The sequence below is a fragment of the Sporosarcina luteola genome (assembly GCF_023715535.1).
Lineage (GTDB): Bacteria > Bacillota > Bacilli > Bacillales_A > Planococcaceae > Sporosarcina > Sporosarcina luteola_B.
Map to the genome: position 1 here is coordinate 370,353 of NZ_JAMBOI010000004.1, position 25,328 is coordinate 395,680.

At 37.7% G+C, this 25,328-nt stretch carries 32 protein-coding genes; 29 read left to right on the forward strand and 3 right to left on the reverse strand.

Annotated features, from left to right (window positions below; genetic code table 11):
• Positions 1-28: 28 nt before the first annotated feature.
• On the forward strand, positions 29-355 hold the full coding sequence (locus tag M3191_RS11225; protein WP_251700465.1) for a four-helix bundle copper-binding protein: 327 nt from the start codon (positions 29-31) through the stop codon (positions 353-355).
• Positions 356-456: 101 nt separating this feature from the next.
• A complete protein-coding gene (locus tag M3191_RS11230) occupies positions 457-1,023 on the forward strand; it encodes a YdhK family protein (protein WP_251700466.1) in 567 nt (188 codons plus the stop codon).
• A 200-nt stretch (positions 1,024-1,223) separates the two neighbouring features.
• Here the strand turns inward: M3191_RS11230 and M3191_RS11235 are convergent, their stop codons facing one another.
• Complete coding sequence (locus M3191_RS11235; RefSeq protein ID WP_251700467.1) at positions 1,224-1,781, reverse strand: TVP38/TMEM64 family protein; 558 nt, start codon at positions 1,779-1,781, stop codon at positions 1,224-1,226.
• Positions 1,782-2,719: 938 nt separating this feature from the next.
• Between M3191_RS11235 and M3191_RS11240 the strand changes: the two genes are divergently transcribed.
• From M3191_RS11240 to M3191_RS11305, 14 genes are all read left to right on the forward strand, one after another.
• A complete protein-coding gene (locus tag M3191_RS11240; protein ID WP_251700468.1) occupies positions 2,720-3,616 on the forward strand; it encodes a DUF6744 family protein in 897 nt (298 codons plus the stop codon).
• 15 nt (positions 3,617-3,631) lie between these two features.
• Positions 3,632-3,811, forward strand: a complete 180-nt coding sequence (locus tag M3191_RS11245; protein WP_251700469.1) for a hypothetical protein — start codon at positions 3,632-3,634, stop codon at positions 3,809-3,811.
• Positions 3,812-3,897: 86 nt separating this feature from the next.
• Positions 3,898-5,019: an AAA family ATPase gene (locus M3191_RS11250; RefSeq protein WP_251700470.1), complete on the forward strand. Its 1,122-nt coding sequence runs from the start codon at positions 3,898-3,900 to the stop codon at positions 5,017-5,019.
• Positions 5,020-5,141: 122 nt separating this feature from the next.
• Positions 5,142-6,575, forward strand: coding sequence for a VWA domain-containing protein (locus M3191_RS11255; protein ID WP_251700525.1), 1,434 nt, complete (start codon positions 5,142-5,144; stop codon positions 6,573-6,575).
• A 345-nt stretch (positions 6,576-6,920) separates the two neighbouring features.
• Positions 6,921-7,235 carry a hypothetical protein gene (locus tag M3191_RS11260; protein ID WP_251700471.1) on the forward strand — a complete coding sequence of 105 codons (315 nt, stop codon included), beginning with the start codon at positions 6,921-6,923 and terminating at the stop codon, positions 7,233-7,235.
• 217 nt (positions 7,236-7,452) lie between these two features.
• The gene (locus M3191_RS11265; protein ID WP_251700472.1) at positions 7,453-7,776 is read left to right on the forward strand and encodes a hypothetical protein; all 324 of its coding nucleotides are present in this window, start codon (positions 7,453-7,455) and stop codon (positions 7,774-7,776) included.
• A 137-nt stretch (positions 7,777-7,913) separates the two neighbouring features.
• Positions 7,914-8,600 carry a metal-dependent hydrolase gene (locus M3191_RS11270; protein ID WP_251700473.1) on the forward strand — a complete coding sequence of 229 codons (687 nt, stop codon included), beginning with the start codon at positions 7,914-7,916 and terminating at the stop codon, positions 8,598-8,600.
• Between the two features lie 170 nt (positions 8,601-8,770).
• On the forward strand, positions 8,771-8,956 hold the full coding sequence (locus M3191_RS11275) for a hypothetical protein (RefSeq protein WP_251700474.1): 186 nt from the start codon (positions 8,771-8,773) through the stop codon (positions 8,954-8,956).
• 757 nt (positions 8,957-9,713) lie between these two features.
• Positions 9,714-9,974, forward strand: a complete 261-nt coding sequence (locus M3191_RS11280; protein WP_251700475.1) for a hypothetical protein — start codon at positions 9,714-9,716, stop codon at positions 9,972-9,974.
• A 246-nt stretch (positions 9,975-10,220) separates the two neighbouring features.
• Positions 10,221-10,769, forward strand: a complete 549-nt coding sequence (locus tag M3191_RS11285) for a hypothetical protein (RefSeq protein ID WP_251700476.1) — start codon at positions 10,221-10,223, stop codon at positions 10,767-10,769.
• 270 nt (positions 10,770-11,039) lie between these two features.
• Entirely contained in the window at positions 11,040-11,465 is a 426-nt protein-coding gene (locus M3191_RS11290) for a hypothetical protein (protein WP_251700477.1), read from the forward strand.
• A 574-nt stretch (positions 11,466-12,039) separates the two neighbouring features.
• Positions 12,040-12,234, forward strand: a complete 195-nt coding sequence (locus M3191_RS11295; protein ID WP_251700478.1) for a hypothetical protein — start codon at positions 12,040-12,042, stop codon at positions 12,232-12,234.
• A gap of 610 nt (positions 12,235-12,844) precedes the next feature.
• Positions 12,845-13,252 carry a hypothetical protein gene (locus tag M3191_RS11300; protein ID WP_251700479.1) on the forward strand — a complete coding sequence of 136 codons (408 nt, stop codon included), beginning with the start codon at positions 12,845-12,847 and terminating at the stop codon, positions 13,250-13,252.
• Between the two features lie 237 nt (positions 13,253-13,489).
• Positions 13,490-13,768, forward strand: a complete 279-nt coding sequence (locus tag M3191_RS11305; RefSeq protein ID WP_251700480.1) for a hypothetical protein — start codon at positions 13,490-13,492, stop codon at positions 13,766-13,768.
• Between the two features lie 356 nt (positions 13,769-14,124).
• Here the strand turns inward: M3191_RS11305 and M3191_RS11310 are convergent, their stop codons facing one another.
• Both M3191_RS11310 and M3191_RS11315 read right to left on the reverse strand, forming a co-directional pair.
• A complete protein-coding gene (locus M3191_RS11310) occupies positions 14,125-14,745 on the reverse strand; it encodes an NAD(P)-dependent oxidoreductase (protein ID WP_251700481.1) in 621 nt (206 codons plus the stop codon).
• A 155-nt stretch (positions 14,746-14,900) separates the two neighbouring features.
• Entirely contained in the window at positions 14,901-15,821 is a 921-nt protein-coding gene (locus tag M3191_RS11315) for an MBL fold metallo-hydrolase (RefSeq protein ID WP_251700482.1), read from the reverse strand.
• A 223-nt stretch (positions 15,822-16,044) separates the two neighbouring features.
• Between M3191_RS11315 and M3191_RS11320 the strand changes: the two genes are divergently transcribed.
• From M3191_RS11320 to istB, 13 genes are all read left to right on the forward strand, one after another.
• Complete coding sequence (locus M3191_RS11320) at positions 16,045-16,308, forward strand: hypothetical protein (protein WP_251700483.1); 264 nt, start codon at positions 16,045-16,047, stop codon at positions 16,306-16,308.
• 314 nt (positions 16,309-16,622) lie between these two features.
• A complete protein-coding gene (locus M3191_RS11325) occupies positions 16,623-17,213 on the forward strand; it encodes a hypothetical protein (RefSeq protein WP_251700484.1) in 591 nt (196 codons plus the stop codon).
• 27 nt (positions 17,214-17,240) lie between these two features.
• Positions 17,241-17,654 (forward strand): SMI1/KNR4 family protein, encoded by a 414-nt coding sequence (locus M3191_RS11330; RefSeq protein WP_251700485.1) that lies wholly within the window; start codon positions 17,241-17,243, stop codon positions 17,652-17,654.
• Positions 17,655-17,696: 42 nt separating this feature from the next.
• Entirely contained in the window at positions 17,697-17,834 is a 138-nt protein-coding gene (locus M3191_RS11335; protein WP_251700486.1) for a hypothetical protein, read from the forward strand.
• Positions 17,835-17,872: 38 nt separating this feature from the next.
• Positions 17,873-18,349, forward strand: a complete 477-nt coding sequence (locus M3191_RS11340) for an NUDIX domain-containing protein (protein WP_251700487.1) — start codon at positions 17,873-17,875, stop codon at positions 18,347-18,349.
• A gap of 60 nt (positions 18,350-18,409) precedes the next feature.
• Positions 18,410-19,273: a DUF2785 domain-containing protein gene (locus tag M3191_RS11345; RefSeq protein WP_251700488.1), complete on the forward strand. Its 864-nt coding sequence runs from the start codon at positions 18,410-18,412 to the stop codon at positions 19,271-19,273.
• A gap of 276 nt (positions 19,274-19,549) precedes the next feature.
• Positions 19,550-20,767 (forward strand): IS110 family transposase, encoded by a 1,218-nt coding sequence (locus M3191_RS11350; RefSeq protein ID WP_251700489.1) that lies wholly within the window; start codon positions 19,550-19,552, stop codon positions 20,765-20,767.
• Between the two features lie 433 nt (positions 20,768-21,200).
• Complete coding sequence (locus M3191_RS11355) at positions 21,201-21,785, forward strand: hypothetical protein (protein WP_251700490.1); 585 nt, start codon at positions 21,201-21,203, stop codon at positions 21,783-21,785.
• 190 nt (positions 21,786-21,975) lie between these two features.
• A complete protein-coding gene (locus M3191_RS11360; RefSeq protein WP_251700491.1) occupies positions 21,976-22,335 on the forward strand; it encodes a hypothetical protein in 360 nt (119 codons plus the stop codon).
• A gap of 125 nt (positions 22,336-22,460) precedes the next feature.
• Positions 22,461-22,823, forward strand: a complete 363-nt coding sequence (locus M3191_RS11365; RefSeq protein ID WP_251700492.1) for a hypothetical protein — start codon at positions 22,461-22,463, stop codon at positions 22,821-22,823.
• A gap of 86 nt (positions 22,824-22,909) precedes the next feature.
• The gene (locus tag M3191_RS11370) at positions 22,910-23,326 is read left to right on the forward strand and encodes a hypothetical protein (protein WP_251700493.1); all 417 of its coding nucleotides are present in this window, start codon (positions 22,910-22,912) and stop codon (positions 23,324-23,326) included.
• Positions 23,287-24,444, forward strand: coding sequence for a Mu transposase domain-containing protein (locus tag M3191_RS11375; RefSeq protein ID WP_251700494.1), 1,158 nt, complete (start codon positions 23,287-23,289; stop codon positions 24,442-24,444). Before M3191_RS11370 ends, M3191_RS11375 begins: the two co-directional genes overlap by 40 nt.
• Positions 24,441-25,193, forward strand: a complete 753-nt coding sequence (istB, locus tag M3191_RS11380) for an IS21-like element helper ATPase IstB (RefSeq protein ID WP_251700495.1) — start codon at positions 24,441-24,443, stop codon at positions 25,191-25,193. The genes M3191_RS11375 and istB overlap by 4 nt, the downstream gene beginning before the upstream one ends.
• Positions 25,194-25,328: the final 135 nt, after the last annotated feature.

The window sequence follows — 25,328 nt, forward strand, 5'->3', positions numbered from 1 at the left end:
CCGAATGAAAATCTCAGGAGGTGAGACCGTGAATACGAAATACGCAGAAACACTTAAGGTGATTCTAGAATGCCTAGAGGAATGTAATACTTGTTTTGATGCATGCTTGAAAGAAGAAGATGTTAAGATGATGGCTGATTGCATACGATTGGACCGTGAATGTGCCGATGTTTGTGCGTTCGCTGCACAGGCTATAACTCGCAACAGCCCATTTACTAATCAGATTTTAGAACTTTGTGCAGATGTCTGCGACCGTTGCGCGGAAGAGTGTGCTAAACATGACGAGGATCATTGCAAACGCTGTGCCGAATCTTGCAGAAAATGTGCCGAAGCATGCCGTCAAGCGGTGGCTTAAGCATACTGAAAAAACTTCATTGGAGGAGCTATCCCGAGAAACTAAAACAGTTTCTTGGAATAGCTTCTTTCATAAATATGTTAAATTAGAGGTGTATTCAAATGAAGAAGCATTTACTTCTTTTAGGTCTCACGGTAGTCATTGGTTTAAGTGGATGTGGGAATAACGCGACCAATGAGAAAAACACAGACGTCAATAATGAACCGAAACAGGAAGATATGGAAATGGAGATGCACCACCATTCCAGCTCAGGTGAAGTTCCGGCAAACTTAAAAGTAGCGGAAAATCCAACCTTTGAAGTAGGAAGTGAAGCAATTATTGAAACTGGACATATGAAAGGAATGAAAGGTGCCGTAGCAACAATTGTAGGTGCTTATGATACTACTGCTTACGCTGTTTCATATACGCCGGTAACTGGTGGAGAAAGAGTGGAAAATCATAAATGGGTTATCCAAGAAGAGATTGAGGATGCTGATGGTAAAACTCTTGAACCAGGAGCTGAGGTCACCTTAGAGGCAGACCATATGGAAGGGATGAAAGGGGCATTAGCTGAAATTGATTCAGCTGAAAAAACCACTGTATACATGATCGATTTTACTCCGACTACCGGTGGTGAAGAAGTAACTAATCATAAATGGGTTACCGAAAGTGAACTATCTGCGAAATGAAAGCTTGAGTAAAACGAATCCGCATCATTGTTATTTTAATTTTATTTTGGTATCCATATAGACTGAAAAGAGCTAAATCCGCGTGGTTTAGCTCTTTTCATGTACGCCAAACATGGATGTAGAGGGCAAGTCGCGATTTGGTGTGCCATCGGACTTTTTGTTTAAAGAGGGAATAGTCCATTATCTTATGTTGTCTAGGTTTATTGACTCCACTTTCGCTTTAATTTTTTCCCTATTAAAAATAGTGCGAGTACATAGAGAGCAACGATAAATATAGTATCCCAATTGCCTGCCGCTATTTGATGACCTGCAAGTGAAAAGGCTAGTATGATTGGTAGCTTGCCTAAAAATGTTGCAGCGATAAAAGCACCGAGATTTACATTAGATATGCCTGCAATCAAATTAATACCCGCAGAAGGTAAAACTGGAATGATGCGACCAATCAGTACAGCTAAAAATCCGTTTTTTTCAATTAAAGCAAGGTATCTCGTTAAAAACTGCCGCCTCTTTGTTAAATATTTTAGTGCGACATGGCGCAGTAAGCCTTTACTTAGGAGAAATAAAAAGAAGGAACCTAGCGTTGTCCCGAGCATGTTAATTGCAAGACCAGGAAAAAACGCATGATTACTTGCAATGAATGCAGCTAGTACAGGAATTGGCGCAAAGGGAATCATTGAAACGAGTACCATCACAAAAAATTGATAAAGCCATGCTAACGGTCTTTCATTTTGTACAATGTCTAAAAAAAATTGATCCATAATAGTTCCTTTAAGTAATTTTAGTTATAGTATATCTGATTTAATACGGCCAATCGAGATTCCCGCATTTTTCAGGGAAATGTTGTTCGTACCAGATGCAAAAAACACAGACGGTTCAAACGTAGCAACCGTGGTCGGCTTTCTTTTCAAAATGAGCATCCAAGTAATTTTGTAATAACCAAAATATGCTTTTTTGAATGTGTAGCACTATTTGATAGGATTTTTCTTCACGGAACCAATGGGGTGTATATGCATTGGGAGGATGTTGGAATGAGTCCATCTGAGTTTGCGAGGAACCATAATGCAGCCGCAAGAGAAGCAGGACTTTTCTCCGGATATTAATAACACCTTTTTTACGTATAAAAGCTCTTCCATAACAATCTCAGTGGCAGGTCGGTTCTTATATTGGAACCAACCACCAATGGTCAACATCTTCAATCTCTTTAAATGTTAGCCCCGAAACGATCTTCTAAATCAGTTAGTAATACGCGATCATTAATCGACATGTTTGCGAAGCATAGTTGATTTTGATAATCTAGTAGCATATTCCAAATGTATTTAAGTCACTGTTTAATTGTTGAAAGCCGTTACACTTTTTGCATTTGCGGAAAGAGACTCGGCACAAATTTGCTAGCCTTAATATCTTCTTCTAATAAGAAGGAAGTTAGGCAGACAGTTTCGTCAAAAATGTGCCGTAACGCGGATTTGCATACATTATTTACGCGATTTGCGTGATATATATTAAAAGTCGATTGAGTCCTTAGGGATGCAATCGGCTTTTTTGTTTTACTAACTAGTTGGATGATAGAGGAGAGTCTGTCTGCAGGCTGGAATATGAAAAACAAACAAGGGTTATTTCAAAACGCATCTTATTTAGCTGAAAGCTAAGTGGATGCGTTTTTCTATCTCTAAAAAAAATAGGAAGGAAGTTGATTAACATGTCAATAAATCTTGAGAACATGACAGCAGTTCAAAATGAAAACCAAGAGGGAGTACTCGGCCATCTTGCGTGGTTCAGTGTAGGGAAGCAATTGATTAAAACGGCTGACTTAAAAGAACGCCTAATTCAGTCAGGTATGGAGGAAGAATGGATGCCAAATGCCATTCGGTCAGCCGATGCTTTCCGACGTGCCACAAAAGAGATTGAAACAAGAAAAGCTACTTCTCAAACGGGAGTATTTGAAAATTATCTGATCCGGGAAGTCTTTTCGGACAAGGATTATGTACAACGGAATATTGTTGTTGAATCTGTGAATCAAGCGGGAAAGAGGCTTGATTACAACAGCAAGGCTGGTGTGATTACGTTGGACAAGAAGAATCAGTCAATTACATTCATATCCGAGACTGAGACGGCTAAAGAGCTATGCTTGGAAGCGGAGCAGAAATTCAATATCTATAGGGATAATTATTCAGCCCAGCAATTGAGGGTTATGGTCAATAAAATTCTGCAGTCTCTTGCGCCTACACCTGTGCGCCCACATGGAGGTATTTACTTTGTTCCAGATTCGCACACCGAGGGATTGGAGAAGTTGGTTAAATTCACATCTTCCCTCGAAAATAGCGAAGGGTTTAAGATTCCAGTCGTCAATACATTCGACAATCGTAATATGGTCAATGCGAAATTGAAAGAGCATCTGGAATCCATTTTAAACGACTGTAAAACAAGCGGAAGTCTGAGAAAAGGGCAAGTGAAAGAGATCATTGAAAATGCGAACTCTGTCATCTCGAACTATAAAAATTATAAAGGAATCGTTCAAGAAGAGGCAGTGCAGCTTGAACAGAAAATCATGAGGATCCGTTCCGAAATTACTCGGATGGTTACAGATTTATCTTGAAAAGGGGGGATTAAAATGCCTGAATTCTATCAAACGATGATGGGTAGGAAATTTTATGAAAGGGATGTAGTCGATATAATTAAACAATTGAAGAAAATAGCGAATGAAATGGAGCGTGCGAACGAACTTAAAGAACGGGAGCTACGAATAAGAGAACAGGAGTTACAAGTTTTCTTAACCGAAAAAAGATGCTAAATGTTGAGGTTAAAAACGAGGAGGCAAGAATTGGACTTTCAATTCAGCTTCCTTTTTTATTTTAAATACGAAGGGATAGATTAATAATGAACAACTTTTCAAAGCTAGAGGAAATCAAAAATGCGTTGAATGCAAAATTTTTCGAAAGAGAAAATGAAGTGGAAGCAATTTTAATCGCCATATTGTCTCGGCAGCATATGTTGATGATTGGCCCAGCTGGTACCGCGAAATCTGCATTATCAGTAGAGCTCGCAAAGATTGTGCAAGGTACAGAATATTTTCAGTGGCTTCTGACAAGGTTCAGTACACCCGAAGAGGTATTCGGTCCGTTATCACTAAAGGACCTTGAACAGGGTGTATACAAGCGAAACACAGCCGGTAAAATGCCTGAGGCGAACCTGGTTTTCTTGGATGAAATCTTCAAAGCGAACAGTGCTATCCTGAACAGTCTTTTGACTCTCATTAATGAAAGACTCTTCTATAATAATGGATCGCCTGTCAAGGTTCCGTTGATGTCTGTCATCGGTGCCTCGAATGAGTATCCGGAAGAGGGAGAGGGCCTTGAAGCTCTATTCGACAGATTCCTATTGCGATTTGAAATTGACTATATTGCTAATGAAACGAATTTTATTTCCATGATGAAGGGGGAGGGAAAACATCAACCAATGCCATCCATGACGATGGAAGAATTGGTGCAACTACAGTTCTTCACGGATATGGTAGCTATTCCTGATGAAGTGTACGAGACCCTTTCCAAAATCCGCATGGAATTAAGGGATGAAGGGATTCGTCCGTCAGATAGGCGCTTCAAGCAGTCGTTGAGTGTCTTACAAGCGAAGGCATTGATCAATCAGCGGCAATTTGTAAAGGTTGATGATATTGTCATTCTTGAAAATGCTCTTTGGGAAACCGTCGATCAGAAAGATACAGTATCCCTGATTGTCCGAAGTCACGCTCAAGATGTCGTAACAAGAGCTATTGAATCCATTCAAAATGAAGCGCAGGAAGTGTTCAATTCCATGTTGAAAGATAATACAATTGATGCTGGAATGGAAGCCACTCAGAAATTGAAAGCCTTAGTAGCTGATTTGAATAAACTCTCCAAACATAATGAGAGTCGAAAAAATGACATTGATCCAGTACTGAGTCAATTAAAATCCATGCAGCAGGAGATATTGGACAGCATCTTGGAACCGATTGACTTTTAAGGTTCTTATTAATAGAAGAGATAAGTTGCCGTATTAAAAATCTGGAGGAAGTAAATTAGATGTCGAGGGTATTCCTTCGGCATCTTTTAAATATCTGAAGGGAAGTGTTCAATGTGACGGGAATGACAACAAGTATAGAAAACCGCTCGGTATTAAATACTGACGCTTTTGATAAAAGACGTTTCAATGAGATTTATAGTATGTCCCAAGGAATACAGAAGGTAAGGGATGAAGGGGAGTTGCCAACATTCGAACCTCTATTGGCTGACATATGGGCCTCCTTATATAAGATGAAACCGGAAATCGCCGAAGAGGAGGTTGCTGCCGATCTAAGGGTCAATAAATCATTGATGGAGAGAATCATGGCCGATGAGTCATTCGAAAACTATCGAAACTTCACGCGATTGGATGATTTATCGTCAGCCATCGGCACCATGAAATTTGGAGAGAAGACGAATCAATGGTTAGCTGACCAAAAGATGCAGGATAGCGAACTTCGAAAACAGTTGCAGGAAATCCAAGCGATGCAAAGGCAACTTGAAAAACAGGAACAGCAGGAAGGGGTCGGAAATGGAAATGAGCAACTGCAAGCCGATCTAACGCAAGCAATGGCTGGATTAGACAGTCAGATACAACAAACACTTCAAAATAATAGCCATAGCTTTTCGGAGCAAATGTCTCAAGCTGCTCAAGAAACAAGACAAGCGAAAGCAGACTTGAAATCATTGATGGGAGGTATTGGTTCCGGGAGCGGAGAAGCCGAATTAAAGAGAGTTCCCCTTCGCGACCAAATATCCTTGGCTGAAAAAGTGGCCACTGATAAACGTTTGATGGAAATCGCGGATTGGGCTGGTCGGTTTAAAAGAATAGCGACCAAAAAGCAGAAATCGAAATTCAACGAAGGAATCGAGAGTAAAGGTGTGATAACAGGAGATGTTATTGAAAGGTTATTGCCAATTGAACTGGGGTTGTATAGGCATACTGCAACCAAAATTGATTTCTTGCGGCGGTTTTCTGAGAAACAAACTATGATGTTTGAACAAAGCGGAAAAGACACGCTTGGCAAAGGCCCAATTGTTCTCTGTCTTGACCAGTCGGGAAGCATGCGTAAACTTGATTCTCAATCTAAAGGATTTGCGCTTGCGTTATTATCCATTGCTAAAAAGCAGAAGAGGGATTTTTGCTTGGTCTTGTTTTCGACTCGCACTGTTGTAAAAGTATATGAGAAAGGTAAAATAAAAACCGGAGACTTGATTGAATTAGCACAAACATTTTTAAGTGGAGGAACAGATTTCAACCTACCGCTAGCTAAAGCAGTTTCGATTATCGAGACCAGCAAATTCAAGAAATCTGATCTCATTTTTATAACAGACGGAGAGGACAGCCTAAAAGATTCGTTTATCAAATCGTTTATTCGGAAGAAGGAGAACATGGATTTTAATGTACTATCTCTTGTGTTGGGGACCGATGCAGGGACCGTTCAGCAATTTTCTGATGAGGTTATAGTAATTACAGATTTGAATGACGAAGGTAGCTTCAAAGCCTTTACTATATAAGAAATAATCTTGACATAATGAAAGCTGATCGTTATTGGTAAAAGTTCCGTAGTTGGGGAGAAAACATTAAATAACAATCTATTCGGAGACACAATTCACATTTGAATTAGTGTCTCCTTTTTTGTTACTACATCAATACTTCAATGGAATTAACACAGTAATTAGCACACTACCAAATAAAAATTGGAGATATCATATTACTTATCTTTTTAGAATTGGAGACATATGGTAAAATAAATTTAAAGTTGTGAAATTTTTAACTTAAACTAACGCGGTTAGTTCAAGGAAGTATCGGAAGTTTATGGTAATGAAAGTCGAGGATTGAGTGTTCTTAGGGGGAGTTTCATGAAACAAACGCTTGCTTACGGTGTTTATTTTCTAATAGTAGCCGCTATCACCTATTTTGTTGAATTTTTTTTATCTTTTATGATAAGTGGCATCCTATTCCATGCAGCCGACGCACCACCAGGAGATATTTCGGATACTGGTAAATTACTGTTCAGTGTAGGAATGCCTGTCGGCTATACCTTTATTCTATATTACTTATATAGGCAGATTTTTAAAAGTTTCAACATCCATCTGATGCTAAGCGTTGGGGTTTTATTCCATATAATAATTGCCATTTATCTCATTTGGAATATTGTACCAGACGCCTTCTGATTGACTAAAATATGTGTCTAATAATACATACATTTCGTATATCTGTTAGATTGTGAAGAAATGCACGAAAACTAGTTGGGTGCTTTACTTGAAGCTCTGAGCTTGTTTAAACGGCTTATTTTGCTTAATCAACTAACGCGGCAGTTTAGTTTAATAACAGATAGTAGGGTTATTTAAGTTTCAAAAAAGTCGGGCATCAAAATAAAGGAGGTTATCAATGGATGCTTTTCGTGGTTTTCATGTAGATATGTCAAATTATCCAAGTGCAATTTTTGCCTTTCTAATCGTGAGGCTAATCTTAATTGGATTACTGAATGACAAAAAAGAACTAAAAGAAATAGTGACCGCAGTCTGGGATCTTCTATTATTTATATTTATTTGCTACTTTACGTTTAAATATCGTGAATATATGCTGGACGATTTTGGTTACAAAGTCCATTTTGTTTGGTTGCTTATGATAGGGTTGCTTGTACTTCATGTCAAAGATATTTATTCGCTAATCAAATCTAAGAGTACAAAAGAAGAAAAACAACGACTATAATGCACATTTTTACTAACGGGTGCTTTACTTCAAGAAGGAGTAAAGCCTTTTTCTTATGAACTAACGGAGCAGAGCAGGTTGTTTAGGAAGTGTTGAAATATTAAATGATGCTTTATTAACCGAAAGGAGATAATCTAGTGGGATATATCATTCACGAAACACTTCATTTTTCCATTGGAGCTTGTGTTACATATGCACTTCTTAATAAGTATTATAATTCAATTGAAAAGGTAAGTTTGGTTTTGCTTATAGGTGGTATCGCTGGGATTACTCCAGACATAACTAAGTTTTTTGGTGATTTATATGGACATTCATTATTGTTAGTTCCGTTTTTAGGACTGGTCATAATGTTAATAACAAGAAAACTATTATTGGAGATATCAGTTGTTAAATTGTGGTTTGTGTTATCATTCTCTGTTTTAAGCCATATATTTATTGATTTCATAGGGAATGGAGTTGCATTACTCTATCCGCTAATTACAAAAGAGTATGCTTTTCACATAATTCGAGATGATTTGTTTTTATATATTCTATTAATAGCATTAATAATTGCTATTTTTTATAGTAAAGGAAAATTAGTGATTTTATCATCATTATTAATAGTGGCATTATATCTTGGTGTATTAACCTATTCAAAAATACAACTTCAACAAACATTAAAAAGCGAGTATAAAGAGGATGACATTACGTTACTGTTGGTTTATCCAAGATGGGATTATAGGTGGGAATTTATAATTAGAACAAATAAACTTTCTATTAGTGGGTCTTCTCCTATTTTCGGAACTGATATTCAAATAGAAAGAGAATATGAGTGGAACGATTAGTACTTTTCATCTTCCTTTTTAGACAGAATGTGAATAATCGTACTTACACTAACGGGTGCTTTACTAAAGATCGGAGCTGCTTAGACGTCTCTTTCTTGTTGCCTTCAACTAAAGCAGCAGGTTAGTTGAACAAGTAAAGAATGTTATTAACGAAAAAAAGGGGGGGTAGAATGTCAGAGGAAGAAAGAGAAAGGTTAAAAGCTAAAGAACAGCTAAAAAACCCTGGTGGTGCTTTGAACAAATGCGTGGGCTCAAGCCCACACAGGAGCACCCAGCAGCAGTGGGTGTTTAGGCATTTTAATTATTGTGGTAATCATTCTGCTGGTAGAAGCGTGCTCAAAATAATCTTATTGTAGTAACGGGTGCTTTACTTCAAGGAGGGGTAAAGCCTTTTTTCTTTTTCTACATGGGATGGCTTTTTATGCCTATTTGGTGCATTATATTTTGTTTGAATTTGGTTTCGATATTGAAAAAGGTAAAACACGAAGAGAAAACTACGGCCAATACAGTTTGGCTTATAATATCGTTTACTATTATCATGTGGAGCATTGCATGGCTATCAGTAGGTCCTATTTAACAGGTGCTTTATTTGAAATACGTTGAGCTGCTTAGAAGGCTCAAAAACTAACGCAGCAGTTTAGTTGAATAAGAAGGTTTTTTTGCGATTGTGTTGAATAAGTTAATATATGTAAAATGCAGTGCGAAAGGGGTACCTTACTCAAGTCTTGGGGTAGGAAATTTTACGGTAATTTCAATTCAGTTGTTGTTTCTTGGTTTTGTTTGTGGATAGTTTTGTTTTTTTTCAAAGAATTGCTTACCGTTTAAATAATAGTTGGAAGAAAGATATTACTGTTACATTCTTCCAAAGTATATTTGTCATAATTTCACTTCCTATACTAGCCTATTTCTTTGGAACTGAATAAATATGTTATTGCATAAACGGGTGCTTTACTTCAAGAAGGAGTAAAGCCTTTATTCTTATTGAACTAACGCGGCAGTTTAGTTGAACAAGAAGGTTTTTTTACGATTGTATTGAATAAGTTAATATATGTAAATCATTTGTGCGGAAGGGATGCTTAACTTCAAGTCTGGGGGTAGGAAGGGGTTAAACTTGTGAAAAAAAAATTACTTTCTAGCTATTTTGTACTGATTTTTTGCATTGGTGTATTGTTTGTACCTGTGTCATTAAAGTGGGGACCAAACTTTGAATTTCATAGCAAAAAATATGTTCCTTTATGGCAATTACAAACAGACTTTACAATTGATGGTTATTATCCAATTCATGAGATTGATATTATGAGAATAATATACGAAATTGGCATAGTAACCTTATTAATCTATACATTGTATTTAATATTAAAAAATAAAAAATAAATAATTTCTTGAAGTAAGTGAAATTTCGGCTTCTTTCATGGACAAGGAAGAAATGTGTCTGGAGAACTTGTGAATGAATTGGTTAAAACGATTGAAAGTTCTTTTTAAGCTAACGGGTGCTTTACTTGAAGATTGACGAGCTACTTAGACCTCTTTTTTCTAATTCAACTAACGGGTTAGTTGAATTAGGAATGATTGTAAACAAACAGGTTAAACTAAACCTAAATATTATTTAGGGTGATGTAATTGGCTAAAAGTAAACCTCTACTATTTCTTTTATTTTGTACATTCATTTGCTGGTTGTATATAGGAACAGTAAATGCAAAACCGAGTGATACACCTCAATCTTTTGAGGAACTATTTCCTGAAATAGGGTACAAATCGGTAGCTGATGCAGTAAACGATTTTGAAGATCATATGAACCAGGAACTTAAATTACCGACAAGAGTACCCCCAATTAGCTTTACTCATTACGTTGGTAGGTTTAGTAATCTGGATGGCGAGATAAACGATTCGTTGGAAGTCAAATTCATAAGTGACCAAATACCTGAGCATCATTTCAAAATCGATGTTCGGCCTATACAGCATAAAATTACAATTGGAAAGGATAAATCAAAAGTCTATAAATTGAAAAATGGAACGACTGCAACATATATTGACGACCTGAAATTTGGTTTTAATATGTTGGTCTTCGAATTAGATAATTGGCAATATATGTTTAGTGTTGATGCGGATATATCAGATAAAGTAACAGCTGAAATACTCATTCAGATAGCGAATTCTATTGATTCCTAATTCAATTAACGGGTTATTTACTTGAAGGTCGCTGCGCTGCTTGACGGCATTATTTCTTGTTAAACAAAAGAGACTGGGCAGTTGAAATGTAAGCACTTATCTATTAAGGTGAGTGCTTTTCGTATGCTTTAAAATAGTAAGCGATGGTGATGTAAAGTACACAATTGGGATGAACTACAGAAGAGTGGAACCAAACGTTAAATAGCTGTATAGCAAAGTGGTTCATGGGACAAAGTATAATTAGTTTAATTACACAGAGGAGGATATATTTTGAAAAAAGGCTTTTTAATATTATTTATTCCTAGCATACTTGTTGGGATGATAATATTCCTTGCTGAAAATACAATTGCAGAAACACAATCCCCGCCCAAGGCCACTGAAATGAATATAACGTTACCGGAACTTAAAATTAAAGAAGTTTTTAGTTATAAAACTGATTTTGAAGCTTTAGCTAATCTCCTGAATACAACTGAAAAACAATATTTCGCTCTACGGAAAGAAAGAAGTATGCTGGAAATTGCTGAATTGCAAGGTATATCGGAGCAAGAATTATTCAACCATTTGGCTTCTGAGAATTTTAATGCATTAAAAAGAGCTTATGATACGGATGAAGTCAGTTTAGAGTTCATAATGGATTATGTTCTTCACTTAAAAGAGGATCTTAATTGGGAAATGAGAATTAAAAAATCTAAGTGATCTTAAATTTAAACACCCCGAAAGATGGTTTCACTTTCGAGGTGTTTTACTATGGTTAAATGTAAAACAACATTATAACAAAGTATCCATATAGGGAGAACACTTTTCCTCCCATGAAAATTAAAAAACGCTCAAAATCTATAAAATCACATAACAAAAGAGACTCAGAAAAAGCTTTTTTAAAAAAAGGCTGAGCCTTCAGAGTGTGTTTATTGAGTTGGAAGATAGATCAGGAACCAACCCCATACTTCCTAGAACAAAGGCAGGCTGGTGCAATAACCAGAGTAGGATTAATCTCCCATGAGTGCTACTCGTATAGAGTGCGACAGTCTGTGATGCACCGTGGTCGTTGGAGTCAGACTAACGGATGGGCTCAATGGCACCATAGTTGATCGACCTTCTTCGCCAGCCATAATATTCTATACCCGTTCTGAAACAATTTTCGTCCTCTGTGGTGCAGCGTTTTTTGCTGCATGGATGGCTAACGGGTGCTTTAGTTGAAGAAGGTTTTTGCTACTCTAGGTGTACTATTGTAAAATAGAAGGAATATAAAAGCTGTGATGGGGTGTTTACATTGGCAGACATAATTCCTTTCAAGACAAAACAGCAGTTGCAAAAGGAAGAAGCGATGCAAGTAATTCAGGAATGGGAAGCGTTTGTAAAATGGGAAGAATCCCATCTGAAAGCAAGCCAAAAGGAAATAGAACAAGAAATATCTCAAGAGGAAGTAGATTGGTTAAATAAGTGGATTGAAACTCATGACGAATGAAAAAAATCTAGAATAAAAAGGTAAGCGTTCTAGAACTTAAACTACGTCAATAAATCATGTGAATAGTAGAACATAAAATCATTTTACACGAATTTTACACATCGGAACGCGTGAATGCTGTTAAATCAATGTTTACACGCGATAATAGAAGTCTGCCTGGGACGTTACAATTTGGGTTAGAAAGCCCTTTATATCAGTGTTTTCAGCGTATAAGGAAATAGAACAGGATACGAACTCTTATGTTTTATCCTTACTTTTTATCTTACGTTGAACAGACCGAAAACCTTCTAATAATTATATTGGGAGGTTTTTTGTTATGACAAAATGAACAGGTGTATTTGACGTGAAATTGGATATGCAGGACTTGGTTGTTTCTTTTAACGAACGAGTGCTCTGCAACGGAGCAGTTTAGTTAAAGGAGAAGGTTTTTTTGTGATTGTGTTGAATAAGTTAATATATGTAAATTTCTGTCGAAAAGGAGAAGTCTGAGTGTTGCACTTTTTTTCTTGAACTAACGAGGCTGGTTAGTTAAACAATTGCGATAGGATTCTTAGTAATATAAACTGATGTGAGAATAGTGAAATATTTTTTTCGGGATGGGGTGTGAATGTTGAATAAGTACATCTGTGTAGGGATTTTAATTGGGGTTATCGCTTTAGCTGGATGTAGCGTGAATGGGCAATCGGAAGGTCAAGCACAGGTAAAAGAAAAGACAACGGAAGATAAAACTAATGGGCAAGTAGTAGACGTTGAAAATTCGCCTGATAGAGTTAAGGGAGAAGTTGTGTTAGTAGTTCCTTTAGAATTAACGCAACAACAAAAAAAGGAATATTATAAGCAGTATGAAGAAATTATAAAGGAAGTAAATTCTGAGTATGACAAAGACTTGAAACTTAGTCCTTTGGAGGAATTTAAATCAGAAGAATGGGTGACAACAGAAGATTTTGAACAAATTGCAATAGATATGGCAACTATGGAATTTACCACTGTAGTCTTTGGTGGCGACCCTGTTGAATAAGCGTAATAAATCAAACAGCCTTAATAAGAAGATTTCACAATAATGAGTTTGTGAAATGTTGTACGGGTGCTTTACTTCAAGAAGGGGTAAAGCTTTTTTCTTATTTAACTAACGGTGCAGTTTAGTTGAACAAGGGATGAAAAAATAGAACGAAAAGGAGAATGGAAAAAATGAACAACGTGATGTTCCAGTAGGAAATTTAGAGCAAGAAAAAAATAGATGAATGGAGGCTGATTTATGAAGAAATATAAATTTAGTTTTTGGCTCACAATAATTGCTATCGGTATATGCCTTATCAATTTATTGGGATATGATGATAAATCCATATTATTATTTTTAGTAAGTCCACCGTTTCAGATAATGGGAACGCATTGGTTTGTTGAAAACTTTACACACCCTGCTAATATTTCAATAGAAATAAAGTATGTTTTAACTATATTGTTTTGGTTTTTATTTGGTATTACATTGGATAACTTTATCCGTAAGCTGTTAAACAAAGGCAATCGGAAAGAGTAAAAATGTTAGTTGTATTCAAAAGAACAGAAATACACTAATAAAAATAGCCGTTTCCTGGCTTTTTTTTATTGAGCATCTGGAACCTAATGTGCATCGTTCTTCTTCACTAACGGGGTGCTTTAGTTCAATAGGGACAGAAATGATACATCAAAAAAACGCTCAATTTGAGCGTTTTATTTGTTTTTTAAATAGCAATATCACTGTTGAGATAGATGCTGATTAACCTAGTAATTCCGTTGTTAATTGAACTTTTTATCCCCATCATCCGAACCGTAAGAAACCAATCTCACTCTGTATTATACAAAGTTTGTTTCGTCATCCAACACGGTAAACAAATAAATGGGTGCCTGATACTTTTAATAGGCAATCCCAACACGTGATTTTATAAATTCGTTGCTAGTAATTTGCTCATATGTAAATTCTGCTGTATCCGGTACATGTATTTTAGCTCCATCAACCGGCAAAAAATCACGTTCCACACGATAATCACCTAATCGATCTCCATCCGGCAAATACGTTGGACAGACAATCGTCCATAGGAGTGATGATTGTGCAAGCAACTCATAGGCTTTATGATGATCTTCTGCTGCACGGGTTAATTTGCGCTTTGATTCACTTGATTGATACCGTAGTAAATCGGGAGAAGTTCTGCTCTGAAGGATGCCTGCCGTTCCTATTGTAATAATCCGTTGAATCCCTTCGTTTTCAATTGATTCAATAATGTACGGCATACTGTCTGAAAGAGTTGTTGCCCCGTCTGTACTAAGCGCACTGATCACTACATCAATCCCTCGCATTGCACGTTCGATATCCTCTTTATGTAGAACATTACCCCGTACAATCGTTAGCAGTTCATTTTCTATTTGAATCTTCTCTGGAGAACGAACCAATGCAGTCACATGATGTTTGTCCTGAAGGGCATGATGAACGAGCTGAATTCCAACTCGTCCAGTTGCTCCTAAAATTAAAATATTCATAAGTAAAATACTCCTTTTTAGTCATTCAAGTAGTTCATCAATGGATTCTAAATATATATCGAGACGGTTTGCCAAGCTGAATGTATATCGATCATTTCCCAAGATATATGGTCGTTTCGTGACTTTATACCCACCTAAAGACACATGGAAAAACGCTATAACCACCACGTTTCCCCAATAAGCAGCTTCTTCAGCTGAGAAGGAGCCAATTGCAGCCTCTCCCACTCCGCATCCAATCTTGAAATGGCTTCCGGGCCGGTATCGTCCGCTAAATGGTAGGTACCGTAGTGCATCGGGATGAATGTCTTTCCATTCAACTCCAAAAAAGCCTTTACTGCGTCTTCCGGGTTGATATGGCTTACTCTCATGAACCACTCCGGCTCATAGGCGCCGATCGGCATGAGCACTGTCTGCACATTAAACTTCTCTGCAATCTCTTCAAATCCGCGGAAATATCCCGTGTCTCCCACGAAATAGATGGAGTGCTCGTTACTCTCAATGATCCAGCCACCCCAATGGGATGTGTTCGTGTCGTTGAGTGTCCGTTTCACCCAATGCTGTGCGGGTACAAACGAAAACGTCATGTCAGCCTGTTCGAATGTATCATACCAATTGCCCTCGATCACTTTTTCATATCCCCGCTTCTTGAAGGCGTGTCCCAACCCGATGGGGACGTAGTACGTTGGATTTCCTTTTAGCCTTTTTATTGTCGGGAAATCCAAGTGATCGTAATGCCCGTGGGAAATGAAGACGATGTCGATTGCAGGCAGATCCATAAAGGCAATCCCGGGCGCTGTCAGTCGTTTCGAAAAACCCATGCGCTTTGCCCACACAGGATCCGTGATCAAATTCAAACCATTCATCTGGATCAAAAATGTAGCGTGCCCGATCCAAGTGATGGATATGTCCGTTCGATTGCTGTTCAGTCTAGCGATATCCTTGTCTGAAGCCTGCTCAATTAGAAGGATTAGATCTTTTTTATTTGCTTTCCGTTCTTTCTGCCAACGGCGAAAGTCCGCGAATGTCTTTGTCGTATCCACTTGATCTACATTAGCAAAACGATGCTTTCGTGACATGGGTCTACCTCCATCGGTCTTAATTGTCTACTATGGTAACATGCGAACCTGCAGTGATGCGCGCTACCTGCTTTTAAGGGCCGTCAAATCTTTGTCGAAACATGAGTTGAACATAAAATGTTATACGCATTGAAGACACCTCATAAATTCGGAAAAGTCTTGGAGGATTATGGTAATATGGAATTGAATGTTAAGAAAATTTAAGCGAGGTTGGAGGAACAATATGAATCGACTACTTTTGTTTTTACTAGGGTTTACTTTGGTAGTAACGGGTTGTACTCCAGCTCAATCAGCTCTTGAAAAAGCAGTAGAAAATAATCGAGTCAATCCGATGGTCGATGGGCATTATGATTTTACATACCTTGAAGAACTGCCAAATGATAAATTGGTAAGCTATGATGACTTTCCACTTAATGAAAATATTAATAGTTTGAGCAATTTCACTCCAGAAGAAATGCTTTTAATTTATATGAATTTAGTTTACTAAAACAATATCGATAAACTTAATGCCCTTACTTATAGTGGCGGTCAACTTCCACCTAATTTAATAGAAGATTATTTGAGGTTTAGATTTGATGCAATCCAAATAAATGAAGCTAGTACGGACGAAGTGATCATTGTTCAATTCGAAATCAGTTTCGGGAGCACGTTATATATTAAGACATATCCTCTAAAACAGGAAGACGGCATTTGGAAGGTGGCCATTCATCAGGCAGAAGTAGAATAGATCCGCAACAGTAATGGACAGCGTTCCTTGTAGACGTATTTGCCTCGATGCAAGCTAAAAGGGAGGGGGATAAAATGAAAAGGTTAATTATAATCGTAGCTCTTCTGGTAGTTGTGTTAAGCGCCTGTGCTACTAACGATGCGAATTCAAATACTATTTCTGCTGTTGAATTAACGGAGAGAGAGAATGCGATTCTCTCGACCACTTCGGATTATTCATTTGTTTTTGATTTCAACGTTGAGAGTGAGTATGAAGAAGTAACGGTATGGATTGAAAAGTACGAGTTAGGTAAATTGGTTAATGATAGGATGAGTTCTATAACATCGCAGGTAGAGGAAAAGGGTTCTATTATTTTTACATCCTCAAAAGCAGTTGGCAGTCCAAAGCAATCTACATTTAATATTGGAATTAGCAGTAACAGTAGCATTGGTTCTAGTACAAGGACAAATACAGATGATTTAGATGCTATGTCAAGTGTTTGGGGAAACATCCAAGGAGAGAGCAATTCAGTTGAAGGAGTACTTGTATTAGCTAGCATCTGCTATTCAAGTGATGGTCATATGAGTAGTCTTAATCCCGGCTTTTATAAAAATGTTGATGATCATATGAACAAGCTAGAAGAGTACGAGGTTGTATATCTTCTGAAAGCTGAATTTAACAAGTGAGGATTTAAAAGGTGGTAAGTAGGAATTATGTGGAAAGATTATTTAGTAAGTGTTTCAAAAGAGTGCCAGTTTAAAGCACCCGCAACTGAAGCAGATAGTGCATTAATTAAAGAGAAATTAAATATTGACCTACCTAAAAAATTGGCTGATTTGTACAAAGAGACAAATGGTGTATTTGGTAACTGCGGAATTTCTTTTATTTGGTCAACAGAACAGATGGTCAAAGAAAATTTGTTTAGTAGGTCTATGAGGCCAGTAGACACTTTATTATTTTTCTCTAATGCTGGTAATGGTGATTTGTTTGGATATTTAATTAAAAACGGAAGTATTCCCAATGATGATATTTATGTATGGAACCATGAAGATGATAGCCAACGTGTAATTGCATCATCGTTAGAAGAGTTTATTAAAGGTTGGATTCTTGGTGAGATTTCCGTCTAAGATTTAACGCTTTTAATTAAGAATAAAGGGGGATTCTTAGAGATGCAAATACCGTGGATTGCAATTTTAGGACCTATCATATTGGTCTGGATAGCGTCGTATATCGTCTATAAGCTAATTCAAGAACATATAGATGAGCGTTTTAAGGAACTGAAAGAATGGATGAGGGAAAATCAATAAACTAAGGGAATTCAACCGAAACAGAAGGTCTGGTGCTTATGATAAGAATGCGGATAATGTCGGGGGCTTATCTTTTGTGTGGCAATAAAATTTTGATGTTGAAACGGTCCGGGGAAAGAGAATTAGCAGCTAATTTATGGACGGGTATTGGTGGACATGTCGAAGCCAATGAACATAACAGTCCTGAAGAATCTTGTGTAAGGGAGGTTTTCGAAGAGACGGGAATTGAAAGGAAGGATATCGAGCAACTTAAACTTCGTTATATCTTAATGCGTAGAAGCAAAGATGAAATACGCCAACACTATATTTATATCGGAAATACAAAAAAGATGGATGTAATAAATTCAGATGAAGGTACTCTGCATTGGATAGACCTTTCGAAAGTTTTACACTTGGAAATGCCTATGACCGTTAATCATATGCTTAAACACTTTTTTGAAAATCCTAATTCACAATCGGTGTTTGTAGGATCCATTAATCAATCAAGAATGGAATGGTCTTGTTTGGAAGAATAGCTTCCCTTTGTTCTACTTAGGGGAACATTTCTTATTACATAAAGTAAAGGGGCAAGAGAATTGAATAAGATTAGTATAAAAGCTAGTGACAATATGTCATTAAAATCAGAACTCAAGAATTTAGATGAAACATTACAACATGCTAATTTGGATCATCTAATTGAAAGAATGCTGGAGAATATAGGTTCAACCGACCCGGAACTTAGGGATTCGCTAATTTATAATTCATTTGGAAAACTAATTATGGAAAATTATTTAACGATAAAGCAAATGAATTACATCCTTGTTGTTTCTCTTAGAAACTTATTCCAGGGTATTGGTCAAAAGGAAGATGACTCGGTATTTAGTCGTTCTTTTTCATCTTTAGTTCTTGTATTACTCTTAATGAAAGATAAGGAAGAGCGATTCCTGTCAGATGATACGTTGAAACAATTGACTGAAGGAAGTATTGCATATTTAAAACTTGAAGAAGATATTCGAGGCCATGTAGCTGGAAAAGGATGGGCCCACAGTATAGCGCATGGGGCAGATCTGTTAACAGAAGCGATAAATCATCCGAATTTTACTATGACGTTTTCTTCTGAATGTCTCGAGACAATCAAACTAAGTTTATTCAAAGATAGCACGAGAGAATTACCCTATGTTGATGATGAAGAGGAAAGGCTTGTTTATGCAGTAGTAGCCCTTCAGGAGAAAGGCGTAAGTGATAGTGAAATTGAAGATTGGTTATCAACGATCTCTGATGACCTAACTAAACTAGTAGAAAAAGAAGGATATAGTTTAAACTTCTTTTGGAAAAGATCCAATGTAATAAAGTTTTTGCGAGGCTATTATTTCAGGCTGCTGTACAAAAATGAGTCCTTGCAAATACGAGAAAGTATCGTGGAGATATTAGAGCGATGGCATAAAGAAACCTTCAACTAAGATCATGATTTAACCAATACAAGAGTAGATTTAAAGAAGTTAAACCAACGGAGTGTAGGTCCAAAAGGATTAACGCTTTTTTTGTCGAATTTAGTTAACTAACGGAGCAGCATTCCTGTTTGAAGGATTTGCGCCATCTTGAAAGAAAAAGAGCCCTCTTGTATGATGCTGAGTGTCAACGCGAAATTGACCCATCATCAAACAGGAGGACTACACTATGAATTCTAAGTGGAATGAAAAGCTAATCAAGTAACTGAAAACACATTAATTGTCGGCATGGATATCGCCAAGAGTACTCATTACGCATGTTTCGTAGATGAACGAGGACGTGTGCTTGAGAAAGCTTTTGCCGTACATCAATCCAGACAAGGATTTGAAGCATTATATCAGAATGTTCTTCGTGCTATGAAAGTACATGAGAAAACTGATGTTATCGTCGGGATTGAACCTACCGGCCACTATTGGATGAACCTTGCTTATTTCTTGGATTCCTATGGAATCCCGCTTGTAATGGTCAACCCATTACACGTCAAGCGGTCAAAGGAACTTGATGATAACTTACAGACAAAGAACGATAAGAAAGATGCAGTGGTCATTGCTCGGCTCATGAAGGACGGGCGTTTCAGCTATCCCCGCATCCTAAAGGATATTGAGGCGGAGTTGAGGATTGGCTCTACACTTCGTTCAAAGCTGACAGAGGATTTGTCGAGCCTCAAGAACCGGATCATTCGCTGGCTTGATCGGTACTTTCCGGAGTTTACACAGTTCTATCCAACCTTTGGGAAGATGGCGTTCGCTACACTCGAGAAAACACCGTTGCCACAAGACATCATAGGGAAGACGGCTGAAGAGTTAGTCTTTCTCTACCGGCAGGTAGAGGGGATGAGAGCGCCGCAATTACCAAAGGCAAGACTTCTTGTCGATGTAGCCAACCAATCTATCGGGTTGACGGAAGGATCGCAGATGGCACGATTCGAAATCGCTACGCTCATCCGTCAGTACCGATTGTTAGAGGGAGAAATAGAAGAGGTAAATAGCCAATTAGCCGAGTTGGCTAAGTCTACAGGAGAGTATATATACCTTTCCACTGTACGCGGCTTAGGGGATGCTACAATCGTTGATCTACTCTCTGAAGTCGGTAGTTTTTCACATTATGAGAATCCACGCCAACTCATCAAACTAGCGGAATTAACATTGCGTGAAAATTCATCCGGCTTACATCAGGGGCGAAAACAGATCTCGAAACGAGGTCGGAAGAGGTTAAGGAATGTTCTATTTAAAGTCATCGTTCCACTAATCAGGCACAATGAAGCGTTTAAACGGCTACATGAATACTACACGACTCGCCAACAAAATCCCCTACGGGGAAAACAATCGATGGTCGTGCTATGCGGTAAATTACTGAAAGTGTTACATGGAATTTGTAAGAAGAAAGTTCATTTCGATGAGCGGCATATGATGAACGATCTCCACTGTCTCGCAACAGCAGCGTAAGACATTTCAAATCAATCTATCTATGACAAGAAGGATGACACGGAGAAGCCAGCACAGTACTAACAATAAGACCAAGAGTCCCGGCAGCAGCTTAGCAGGCCTCTGCCTTATGAATAGACCGAACGAAGGAATGTCAGCGCCCAGACGCCAAGAGACATGGGAGGGTACGTCATCATAAGCATCGCAGAGATCCATTGTGCATCGAATAATGGATTAGAAAAGCTAATGTTTTCCATTAGTTTTAGCGAAGCGTACACTCATCTTGGTAATAAAAACAATAAATTCAAATATATGTTATAAGCTAGCACAAAAATAATTTTCCTCACATCACGAAGTGATGTAAACCGTTGATACTTCAATGTTTATAGAGGGAGTTTAGTTAAAGAAATATTGGGGGTTTGCGGTTCATTACAAATTTATTTAGGGGGATTTTATGATAATAAGAAATCTTTCTAAAGTGTTACTAATTATTGTAGGAACAATTGTACTTTTACTTTGGATTAGTGGATGGCTTAATCTCTGGATAAAAGGGATTGGTGGTATTGCCGATGATGTTAAAGGTTATCAACTTCATTCATATCCTGTTGACGGAGAGTATTCTCTTAAGCTTGATTTGAGTGATCTTGAAAGTAATGAGGGGAAAGTGCTTTATGATGATGGGAAGAATCAAATTTACGTAAACAAAGTATGGGTCAATGATAATTCAGATTATGAAGTTAGCTTTAGGTCGAGTGGAACATATAATTTAAGGGGTGCAACATTAGTATCAGGTAATGAACATGCAAGAGTTGAAAATGGTTTTACATATGATAATCAGATTGACGCAACAGCAACATATCAAAAAAATACTTTTAAAATCTATTCTTCAGGTTCATCTGGTTTAAATTATAAGGATGGAGATTCATTTGGATTTTATTTGTTACCGCATGATAAAGAGGTAGATCTAGATATTGAAAAAGATTCCATTATAGAAGTGAAACTTTCTAATTTGCATATGCATAACTGGGAGAAAAAATAAATGTTGCTTAATAATTCTCTTCAACTAACGTGCGCTTTAGTCGAAGTTCATTGAGCATTGAGCATTGAGCTGCTTACTGCTCTTTACTCTTATTGAACTAACGGAGCAGTTTAGTTCAAAACGATAAAGGATGAAACTAATGAAACTTTAATTGTAAATTAGCGACTTATCATGAAAAGGAGAATTTCTTATGAAAATAAAATACTTTTTCTTTTCTTTAATAGTTATTGCTTTTTTATCGAGTTGCTCCAACGATCCATCAGCTATTATTAAAAGTTCATCAGCAAGTTGGGTTTCAGAATTTGTTGTTTGGGATGGTTATATTTACCGACTAAGTGATGAATATGTTGAAGATGTAGATGAAGAAATCGGTGAAGTAACAAAGTATTCGGTTATGGAGGGAACGTACTCTGGGAACTTCTCGAATGTGTATAAAAAAGGTACAAAATATTACGCTATGCAAGGAATAAGCACAGAAGAAGCAATTGCTATTGAAGAAGAAGGTAAGTATAGAAAAGCGATTAGGGATGAAAAGTATGGAGAAAAATAACTTTTATTTTTTACTAACTGGTGCTTTACTTGAGGATCATTAGCTACTGAGACAGCTCAACTTCTTGTCAACTAACGGTGCATGTTAGTTCTAGAAGAAGATGTTTTGTAGAAAGGGAGAATACATTGAAGAAAGCAATACCAATAGGTTTAATTCTTATTTCTATTCTGCTTTCAGGTTGTAATAAGAACGAATTAAGCAATGCTGAATTTACTAATCTTACACCAGCCGTAATTCACCTAGACAACTTAAATTATCTAATGACCGATGAAGTTTTATCTACTGACGAGATTGAAGAACAAATAGGTAAGATTACTCGAATACACGAGCTTGTGTCTTACTCTGAAGACCAAAACCCATACATAAATCCGAGTGAAATTTATAAAATAAAGGATATAAAAACCGAAAAGGCAATAGCAATTAAAGTTAATGACAAGATATATAAAGCTGTGAATGCTAAATTAGAATGGGCAGTTTTCAACAATTAAGATTGACCACTTTTATCAACTAATTCCCTTTCGATATACTGGATAGAGTATTTCGAAAGGAGAGTAAATTAGGAGTGGATAGAAAGATGAAATACAAAGAGATCTTTGAGTTGAAGAGTATAGGTTTGAATAACTCACAAATTGGTAGAAGATTAGGGATTTCCAGAAACACAGTTAGGAAGTATCTTGGGATGAGCCCTGAAGAATTTGAAGCCTGGCTTCATTCGTTGGAGACCCGTGAGAAAAAACTGGATCCACACAAGGATCGAATCCTGCATTGGTTGAAAGAATACCCAGACACATCAAGCGCACAAATTTTGGATTGGTTGGAAGAGAAACTCGGTGTCACTAATGTATCTGAAGGTACAGTAAGAAATTACGTAAATGAATTGAGAGAGATTTATCATATTCCAAAAACCGCTAATTATCGAGTGTATACAGCTGTGGAAGAGTTCCGCCGGGTGTGCAATGCCAAGTGGACTTTGGAGAGACAGTACTCCTAACGGAGTATGGAGAAAGAAGGAAAGTCTATTGTATTGGGTTTGTCCTCGCTCATTCCCGCTACAAGTATATAGAATGGCTAGATCGTCCTTTTCGTACGGTGGATGTTATCCGCATGCACGAGAACGCGTTCCGATTTTATGATGGGATGCCTGAAGAAATCGTTTATGACCAGGACAAGCTGCTTACTGTTTCAGAAAATGCAGGCGACCTCCTCTTGACTGAACAGTTTAAATCATACCGTGATTATCGGGGATTCCGTGTTCATCTATGCCGAAAAGCAGATCCCGAGTCAAAGGGAAAGATTGAAAGCGTCATAAAGTTTGTCAAATACAACTTCAGCAAGAATCGTACATTCGTAGATTTGGAGAAACTGAATCAGCAGACTGTGGAATGGTTGAAGCGTACTGGAAATCGGAAAGTTCACCAAACAATAAAAAAGAGACCTTTCAAAGTGTTTGCCCTTGAAAAACAACACTTGAAAAGTCTCTCTACTTCATACATTCTTTCACCATCTAGTGATATGAAAATTATATCAAGGAATGTACAGAAAGACAACACCATCAGGTTTGAAGGAAATCGGTACAGTGTACCTGCAGGTACATATCATCCCAGAACAGCGAATCGTGTCTTTCTAGATATCAACGAATCCAGACTACGCATACGTTTAGAGCCGGATGGCAATACCATAGCAGATCACCCATTATCTGGAGGCAAGGGGCATCTCATTACGGACCCCTCCCATAAACGAAAGTCGGGAACAAAGACAGCGCGCCTTTCCCAAGAGGTACAGCAACTATTCCAAAATCACGAATTAATTAAATGGTACCTTAAGGAATTGAGGGCGAAATATCCTCGTCATTTGATTGATCAGCTTGTGGTGATGAAACATGCGATACACCAGCATCCTGAATTTGCGGATGAGGCCCTTAGGCTAGCAAAGATGTATAACTTAATCAGCGCCAATGATTACCGAGATATCTTATTTTCTTTACATAAGGAGTCGGAATCAAAAGAAATCAAAGCAGCTGAAAACACACAAACGAAATATAGCCATTTACAAGCATCAGAGAGGGATGTATCGTACTACGTCGGATTACTGGAAGGTGATTCGCAATGAACCAACCGGTAGAAACACTTCAACAGCAGTGCAAGCAGCTGCGATTGGCAGAGACGGCGCGGGAGCTTCCCGCCCTCCTTCGGGAGGCGGAAAAAAAGAATTGGACATATCATGAGTTACTATTTGAACTGTTGGGAAGAGAAATTGGAAACAGAGAGAGAAAATTGATTGAAAAGCATATGAAGTGGGCGAATTTCCCCTACCATAAATCGCTTGATGAGTACCGGCTTGAGGAGCAGACAGCGATTGGAGAACGGCAATTTAAGCAACTCAGAACGCTAGATTGGATTGGTGAACGATTCACTTTGATTCTCATGGGTCCCCCAGGCGTCGGAAAAACCCATCTGGCCATCGGCCTTGGAATGGAGGCAATCAATGCCGGGATACAGGTTTCTTTCGTCTCAATGGCCGAGCTGATCTACCTTCTGAAAACAAGGGAATATATCTCGAAGTCCAAGACACGTCATAAGCGCCTGCAGGCGTCAGAGCTTGTGATTATCGACGATCTGATGTACATCGCTATGGAACCTCAAGAATCAAATCTGTTCTTCCAGTTCATTTATGAACTGTACGACAAGACTGCCTTTATCCTAACGTCTAACAAAGGCCCTGGCGAATGGGGAAAACTCCTTGGAGATCCAGCGCACACGACAGCTATTTTAGATCGACTTCTTCACAGAAGTGAAATCATTTCATATGGAGATGACCCAAGTCATCGCATGAAGAACAGGCAATCCCTGTTTGAATGAATCATTTAGGTGGTCAAACTTATTTGATGAAATATGATCAATTCTACTTGACGTTAACAAAAGCGTATTTATTAATTGAATGATAGGAGTTAATTGGTACCTTCTGAACGATTACTTTCGTGAATCGGGTTGGTA

Coding starts and splice junctions, on each gene's coding strand:
- M3191_RS11235 (WP_251700467.1), bottom strand. CDS start 1,781: ATGGATCAATTTTTTTTAGACATTGTACAAAATGAAAGACCGTTAGCA.
- M3191_RS11320 (WP_251700483.1), top strand. CDS start 16,045: ATGAATCGACTACTTTTGTTTTTACTAGGGTTTACTTTGGTAGTAACG.
- M3191_RS11370 (WP_251700493.1), top strand. CDS start 22,910: ATGAAATACAAAGAGATCTTTGAGTTGAAGAGTATAGGTTTGAATAAC.
- M3191_RS11245 (WP_251700469.1), top strand. CDS start 3,632: ATGCCTGAATTCTATCAAACGATGATGGGTAGGAAATTTTATGAAAGG.
- M3191_RS11335 (WP_251700486.1), top strand. CDS start 17,697: ATGCAAATACCGTGGATTGCAATTTTAGGACCTATCATATTGGTCTGG.
- M3191_RS11330 (WP_251700485.1), top strand. CDS start 17,241: ATGTGGAAAGATTATTTAGTAAGTGTTTCAAAAGAGTGCCAGTTTAAA.
- M3191_RS11355 (WP_251700490.1), top strand. CDS start 21,201: ATGATAATAAGAAATCTTTCTAAAGTGTTACTAATTATTGTAGGAACA.
- M3191_RS11255 (WP_251700525.1), top strand. CDS start 5,142: ATGACAACAAGTATAGAAAACCGCTCGGTATTAAATACTGACGCTTTT.
- M3191_RS11310 (WP_251700481.1), bottom strand. CDS start 14,745: ATGAATATTTTAATTTTAGGAGCAACTGGACGAGTTGGAATTCAGCTC.
- M3191_RS11340 (WP_251700487.1), top strand. CDS start 17,873: ATGATAAGAATGCGGATAATGTCGGGGGCTTATCTTTTGTGTGGCAAT.
- M3191_RS11265 (WP_251700472.1), top strand. CDS start 7,453: ATGGATGCTTTTCGTGGTTTTCATGTAGATATGTCAAATTATCCAAGT.
- M3191_RS11305 (WP_251700480.1), top strand. CDS start 13,490: ATGAAGAAATATAAATTTAGTTTTTGGCTCACAATAATTGCTATCGGT.
- M3191_RS11360 (WP_251700491.1), top strand. CDS start 21,976: ATGAAAATAAAATACTTTTTCTTTTCTTTAATAGTTATTGCTTTTTTA.
- M3191_RS11315 (WP_251700482.1), bottom strand. CDS start 15,821: ATGTCACGAAAGCATCGTTTTGCTAATGTAGATCAAGTGGATACGACA.
- M3191_RS11275 (WP_251700474.1), top strand. CDS start 8,771: ATGTCAGAGGAAGAAAGAGAAAGGTTAAAAGCTAAAGAACAGCTAAAA.
- M3191_RS11240 (WP_251700468.1), top strand. CDS start 2,720: ATGTCAATAAATCTTGAGAACATGACAGCAGTTCAAAATGAAAACCAA.
- M3191_RS11260 (WP_251700471.1), top strand. CDS start 6,921: ATGAAACAAACGCTTGCTTACGGTGTTTATTTTCTAATAGTAGCCGCT.
- M3191_RS11230 (WP_251700466.1), top strand. CDS start 457: ATGAAGAAGCATTTACTTCTTTTAGGTCTCACGGTAGTCATTGGTTTA.
- M3191_RS11350 (WP_251700489.1), top strand. CDS start 19,550: ATGGATATCGCCAAGAGTACTCATTACGCATGTTTCGTAGATGAACGA.
- istB (WP_251700495.1), top strand. CDS start 24,441: ATGAACCAACCGGTAGAAACACTTCAACAGCAGTGCAAGCAGCTGCGA.
- M3191_RS11250 (WP_251700470.1), top strand. CDS start 3,898: ATGAACAACTTTTCAAAGCTAGAGGAAATCAAAAATGCGTTGAATGCA.
- M3191_RS11325 (WP_251700484.1), top strand. CDS start 16,623: ATGAAAAGGTTAATTATAATCGTAGCTCTTCTGGTAGTTGTGTTAAGC.